The 6,749-nt window shown below is 30.3% G+C and carries 6 protein-coding genes and 1 rRNA gene; 6 read left to right on the top strand and 1 reads right to left on the bottom strand.

All coding sequences use genetic code 11. The features are described 5' to 3' along the window. The 6 genes from rrf to GC105_RS16340 form a co-directional block, all read left to right on the top strand. Window positions 1-98: ribosomal RNA gene (rrf, locus tag GC105_RS16365) — 5S ribosomal RNA — on the top strand; the annotation flags it as partial. A 345-nt stretch (window positions 99-443) separates the two neighbouring features. Continuing rightward, window positions 444-734 carry a late competence development ComFB family protein gene (locus tag GC105_RS16360; RefSeq protein WP_152806984.1) on the top strand — a complete coding sequence of 97 codons (291 nt, stop codon included), beginning with the start codon at window positions 444-446 and terminating at the stop codon, window positions 732-734. Between the two features lie 53 nt (window positions 735-787). Next, the gene (locus GC105_RS16355) at window positions 788-3,544 is read left to right on the top strand and encodes a UPF0182 family membrane protein (protein WP_152806982.1); all 2,757 of its coding nucleotides are present in this window, start codon (window positions 788-790) and stop codon (window positions 3,542-3,544) included. A 13-nt stretch (window positions 3,545-3,557) separates the two neighbouring features. After that, window positions 3,558-4,829, top strand: coding sequence for a serine--tRNA ligase (gene serS / locus GC105_RS16350; RefSeq protein WP_152806980.1), 1,272 nt, complete (start codon window positions 3,558-3,560; stop codon window positions 4,827-4,829). A gap of 202 nt (window positions 4,830-5,031) precedes the next feature. After that, a complete protein-coding gene (locus GC105_RS16345) occupies window positions 5,032-5,535 on the top strand; it encodes a hypothetical protein (RefSeq protein ID WP_152806978.1) in 504 nt (167 codons plus the stop codon). A gap of 133 nt (window positions 5,536-5,668) precedes the next feature. After that, complete coding sequence (locus GC105_RS16340; RefSeq protein ID WP_207706996.1) at window positions 5,669-5,863, top strand: hypothetical protein; 195 nt, start codon at window positions 5,669-5,671, stop codon at window positions 5,861-5,863. A 29-nt stretch (window positions 5,864-5,892) separates the two neighbouring features. On the opposite strand, the gene GC105_RS16335 is transcribed toward GC105_RS16340, so the two are convergent. Further along, window positions 5,893-6,270 carry a ribbon-helix-helix domain-containing protein gene (locus tag GC105_RS16335; RefSeq protein WP_152806974.1) on the bottom strand — a complete coding sequence of 126 codons (378 nt, stop codon included), beginning with the start codon at window positions 6,268-6,270 and terminating at the stop codon, window positions 5,893-5,895. Window positions 6,271-6,749 lie beyond the last annotated feature (479 nt).

Genomic DNA, 6,749 nt, shown 5'->3' with positions numbered 1-6,749 from the left:
GGGCTACACCTGTTCCCATACCGAACACAGCAGTAAAGTCCTCCAGCGCCGATGGTACTTGGGTGGCGACGCCCTGGGAGAGTAGGTCGTTGCGGATTTATTTAAAAAAGATACTTCTATTTATTTAGAAGTATCTTTTTTAGTTGTCGTTGAGAACAATGCTTCCTCGTTCACAAGATATTACATATAATTAGTTGGGATATGATTATAATTATAATGTTGTGATAAACTGTAAGAACATTTATAATACATAACAAGAATTAATTATTAAACAATGTTGATTATATGTAGGTTACTAAAAATTATTCATATTTAATGTTAATATGGAGCTATTCAGCATAAAGTATTAGATTATAAAGACTTATTCTGTTAAAATATAGATATATGGATAATTATTTGTTATAAAGCTGATCTATATAATTCTTAAAGCCAGGAGGGGTAATATGGAAAATGAGGATAATCTCCATCTAAGAAATTTTACGGAGATACTAGTAGATGAGACTTTAGACAGATTATGGGACGAAATGGGTGAAATATGTAAATGTAAAAGATGTAGATTTGATACTAAAGCAATTGCACTAAACAATTTGAAACCAAATTATACAGTAACAGAACAAGGAGAAATCTATACAAAATTAAATAATTTTAGAAATCAAGTACAAGTAGATTTAATCAAAGAAGTATTAAATGCAACATTCATTGTAAAGAGTAGATGTTCTCATTACAGCAATTAATCAATGTATCATATTTGATTTAACATAATAAACAATATAAAACGGAGGTAATAATGAATAAGGGAAGTATATCTAAAAGAATTACGTTTAGTATTATATCAGTAGTTTTGATATTGATAGTTCTGTTCACAATAATGAATCAATTTTATATAAATTATATATGGTTTGATGAATTAGGATTCACGCAAGTATTTATGAGAGAATTGATTACAAAGCTACAAATTGGTATTCCATCATTTTTAGTATTTTTTATCATATTATATCTTTACTTTAATCAATTGACAAAAGTTATAAGAAAGAAATCAGTAGTCACTACTATTAAAAAAACTAGTAATAAAATTGTTCTTATGATTAGTTTAATTCTATCTATATTTATAACTGTCATTTCTACTAACAGCTTATGGTATAGAGCACTAGAATTTTTAAATTCAAGTAGTTTTAATCAAACAGATCCATTATTTAATAAAGACATCTCGTTTTATATATTTAAACTTCCTTTATTAGAGCAAGTGTATAGCACGCTGATTAGTGTATTATTTATTCTTGTTATAAGTACTATTATCTACACATCTTATTTATATTTATCAAATACGAGCCGGGCAGATTTTATTCAAGACGGAAAACTTAATATTAATGAATTAATAAAAAATTTCGGAGCACTTGAAGGTAAACTAATTGGTGTTTTTATAGGAATATTTTTCATACTAATGTCATTTAGCTATTATATAAGGACATTTTCTTTGCTATATTCAAACGCTGGAATTTCATTTGGCGCAAGTTATACTGACGTTAATGTAACTTTACCACTATATAGAATACTCATGGTGGTATCCATCATCTTAGGCGTATATGCAATAATTTGTGGGTTAACACAAAAGATAAAAAGGATTATAATAGCTCCAATAGTTTTAGTAGTTTTTTCTTTAGTAGGTGGTTTGGTTACTATTGGTGTAGATAATTTGATTGTCACACCTAATCAATTTCTAAAGGAAGAACAATATCTAGTAAGGAATATCGAGCATACGCAATTAGCTTATGGAATAGATAGTGTAGTGGAAGAAGAATTTAACTTTAATCAGAATATAACCATTGAGGATATAGAAGAAAATGAACTTACTATAAAAAACATTCCGATTAATGATTATAGGCCAACATTAGATATGTACAATTCAATCCAAGGATTTAGAATATATTATGAATTTAACGATGTTGATATCGATAGGTACTATATAGATGGAGAATATACTCAAGTATTTATATCAGCTAGAGAAATGAATAACACTAAACTAGAGGAGAATGCAAGAACATGGATTAATACTCATTTAAAGTATACCCATGGTTTTGGAGTAGCTGTATCCCCAATAAATACAGTTAACGAATCTGGTCAACCGGCATTAGTCGTTAAAGACATACCACCTAAGACTGATGTTGAAGAATTACAAGTCACACAGCCCAGAATATACTATGGTGAATCTACTGACACGTATGCTATAACAAATGGTATGACAATGGAATTTGATTATCCTGAAGGTAGTGATAATGCAGAAAATTATTATGACGGAACTGGTGGTATACAGATGAATATGCTTAATAGATTAGCATTTGCGTTGTATCATGCAGAACCTAAAATAATGCTATCTTCTGATCTTACAAGTGACAGTAAAATGCATATAAAAAGAAACATAATAGAAAGAGTAAACACTATTGCACCTTTCTTAGCTTATGATGATGATCCGTATATTACTATTGCAGATGGTAAACTATATTGGATAATGGATGCATTTACAATAAGCGAGAGATATCCATATTCACAACCTTACAGTAGAGATGAATCATTTAATTACATTAGAAACTCTGTTAAAGTAGTTATAGATGCGTTTAATGGTGACGTAACATTTTATCAAGTAGATGAAAATGAACCTATTACAAATGTTTATAATAAGATATATCCTGATATGTTCACTCCAATTGATGAAATGCCAGAAAGTATTAGATCTCACATAAGGTATTCACAGAAGATGTTTGATATTCAATCAAATATATATAGAACTTATCATATGACTAATCCAAGAGTATTTTATAACAAGGAAGATCAATGGGAAGTTGCTACACAAATTTACGGTCAAAATAAAGAAGTCGAAAATGTAGAGTCTGCATATTTGATTATGAAACAACCTGATAGTGACGAAGAACAATTCGTACTAATGGTGCCATATACCCCTAGACAAAAAGATAATATGGTTGGGTGGATGGCCGCCATGAACGATGGTGAGGATTATGGAAAGATTGTAGTATATAAATTTCCAAAGCAAACACTCGCATATGGTCCAATGCAAATAGAACAAAGAATAGATCAAGACACACTAATATCGCCACAATTAACATTATTAGGACAACAAGGATCTGAGGTTAGTAGAGGTAATATGCTTACTATACCTATAAATAACTCTATACTCTATGTAGAACCCGTATATATCGGTGCTAGTGGTACTGAGAGAAGCATACCTGAAGTAAAAAAGGTCATTGTATCACATAATAATAGAATAGTAATGGAAGATGATTTAAGTACAGCACTAGAAAAAATCTTTGGTACCTCAGAAAAAGAAGAACCAGATCAAAGTGAAACTGATGATCAAATTGATCCAAATAATCCTCCAATAAATGTAGAAGATAGTAATTCATTGATAATAAAAGCAAATGAATTGTTTAAACAGGCTCAACAAGCACAACAATCAGGTGATTGGGCAGAGTATGGAAGATATATTAAGGAATTAGAAGAAACTTTAAATAAACTAGATGTGAATCAATAGGAGAGTTGTTAGTATGTTAGACATTAAAAGAATTAGGGATAATGCTGAAGAAGTCATAGAATTGTTAAAAAGAAAAGGTCAATATGAACTTTCACCGATACTTAACTTAGATGAAAAAAGACGTGGCTTATTAATCAAGGTTGAAGAGATGAAAGCAACACAAAATAAAGTATCTAAAGACATCCCCGTACTAAAAAAACAAGGTGAAGATTGCACGCAACTTCTAGAAGATATGAAAAGTCTTTCCCAAGAAATAAAAGAATTAAATGAGGAACTAAAAAAAGTAGATGAGGGTATAAAGTGCGCATTACTAAATATTCCCAACACCCCAAATTCTAAAGTAATAGTCGGGAAAAATGAAAATGATAACTTAGAGAAAAGAAAATGGGGACAAATAAAAGTATTTGATTACGAGATAAAACCCCACTGGGACTTAGGGACAGATTTAGATATACTAGATTTTGAAAGAGCTGCTAAAATAACTGGTGCAAGATTTAGTATATTCAAAGGAAAAGGAGCCCAGTTAGAAAGAGCTATAATCAATTTTATGTTGACAGTACACAGCACTGAAAATGGTTATACAGAAATTTCGCCTCCTTTTATGGTGAATAGGGAAAGTATGACAGGAACAGGGCAACTACCTAAATTTGAAGATGATGCATTTAGAGTTGCTGACAAGGACTTGTTTTTAATACCTACAGCAGAAGTTCCAGTAACCAATTATCATCGAGAAGAAATATTAAGTGAACAAGATCTGCCCATTAGTTACGTAGCATATACACCTTGCTTTAGAAAAGAAGCTGGATCTGCTGGACGTGATACAAGAGGGCTAATTAGGAATCATCAATTTGATAAAGTTGAAATGGTGAAATTCTCACACCCTGATGATTCGTATAATGAATTAGAGAAACTAACAAGTCATGGAGAGAAGATTCTTCAGCTATTAAACATACCATATAGAGTAGTTGAATTATGTACAGGTGATTTAGGGTTTAGTTCAGCAAAGACATACGATATAGAGGTGTGGATGCCTAGTTATAATAGATATGTTGAAATTAGTTCTTGTTCAAATTTTGAAGATTATCAAGCTAGAAGGGCAAATATAAGATTTAGAGATAAAACAACACAAAAGACCCGTTTTATACACACTTTAAATGGTTCAGGCCTTGCAGTAGGGCGGACATTAGCTGCAATCTTAGAAAATTATCAACAACAAGATGGTAGTGTCATTGTACCAGAAAAGCTAGTACCTTTTATGGGAGGTACTGCAATAATTAGTAGATAAAATAAAAAATAACAACTAATTTTATATGATATGAATATATTTGAAGAAGAAGCTTTTAATTAATTTAAAGCTTCTTTTTTTATAAAGTTCTAGAGATGTTTTGTAATTGTAAAAGATTCTGTTTTCACTTGCGGAAAAATAATCATTTTTATAATAATTGGACATATAAATGGTAGTAATCATATTATGGAGTGGATTTACAATGAAAAATCATCAAAAATATATTGTAATTGCGTCGATTGTATTGGCAATGATACTAATTTTATCAGGTAGAGGATGTATTTCTAATAATAGAGATGCAAATAAAACACAAAATGAAAAAATGGAAAAACAGAATGTAACTACCCAAATACTTAATGCATCAAGTACCTATCTAGTTGGTAATTGGAAAATAGACTATATGGATATTATTAATTACGAGCACGATAGTACCACAGGTATACCTAATCTAGACTTATATAAACAACCCAGTAGTTATACATTTAGTCATATAGGTGGAGGATTGACACTAGAAAATGAGTACCCAGTTGTAAACACTGAGTATAATGGTAAAAAATTTCTATTAGAAGTAGATTTAAAAATAATGGATGTAGTATTTGATGGAGAACTGATAGATAACGACCATTGGCAAGGCACGTTAGAATACATAGCGAATGAAGATAGAATACTGAGCAAATGCGCTGTAAAAGCAACCCGTATTAGATAGTGGATTGCAAAACTTTATAATAAAATATTTCTGATTTAGACTTGTATAGCACCAAAAACGACAATATTCTTCATACATTTCATTTATAATTACAAATAGATTGCATATTGATGTAAAAAAATGAAAGAGGGGTATGGAAATGAAGGAATCAGAGATTTTAACTAGTTTGGAGGTTATATTCGACACTGCAAAAGAAATTAAAGAAAAGTCAGATTGTAATTTTGATAATACAGATGCAGATTATCTAATTGATACAGCAATCTTACTAGGTACTTATTGGAGGAAAGAAAGAGAGTTAGATGAAAAATTATCGTCCTATAGTTACTAAAAAATGAGGAGCAGGGTTAGAGCCGCTCCTTATTTGTTAAATTTATTTTCTTTTATATTTATATCATTTAATGAATATTCAAGACAAATATTTATTATTTGGTTTTTAGATATGTAAGCTTTTTTAGATATAATATCTAGTTTTTTTATAATGTCTTCCTTTATTCTAATACTAAAACCTTCACATAAAGGGTTCGAAACTACTATCTCATTAACTATTTGTGGATCAGCTATCTCAATTTTATCTATACTATATATTAGACACATATTTATAATTTGACTTTTAGGTCTATTTGTTACTTTAGCATATTCTTCAATCTTACTCATTATTTCTGGTTTTAAACGAATAGTCGTTGTAATAGAGGGCTTTGTATGACCCTTTGGTACAATAATCTTTTTATCTCCCATAAGATACCTCCTAGCTACAAAACAATTATAATGTGATTGGGTCAATTAAGGTTAGATTACAAATAGATTGCGTTGATTAATTTGTTTTTAAGTAGAAAAAAAAATATCATTTTCAGGTGTTGAATTGATCATTACTTAGTGAGAATAAATAATAATATGTGAGAGTTCCATCTTCTGAGATGAGGTATCACATTAATTATAGAAGGACAGTTTAATAATTTAGATTTTACATAGTTAGTATAAGTTTGAATAGGGGGAGAACATAAAAAAAGATTCTTTATCGTACAGAATCTTGAGTTTCAAAAAAATATTATGGCGGAGAAGGAGGAGCATCCACTGCGTGTCTGCCGGACTTGCTTGAAAGTTGCGCCCCTTGTGCCAAAAACATGCATTTAGCATCTTTTTTTAACGGCACAAGCCCCCTTGGGGTTCAAATCCCTCCTTACTAGTTCATAAGTATAAAAAAAAAATTCTATATC

The sequence above is a fragment of the Alkalibaculum sporogenes genome, from assembly GCF_009362815.1.
Classification (GTDB): Bacteria; Bacillota; Clostridia; order Eubacteriales; family Alkalibacteraceae; genus Alkalibaculum_A; species Alkalibaculum_A sporogenes.
The sequence above is the reverse complement of the archived record's forward strand: the minus strand, read 5'-3'. Positions and strand labels throughout refer to the sequence as shown.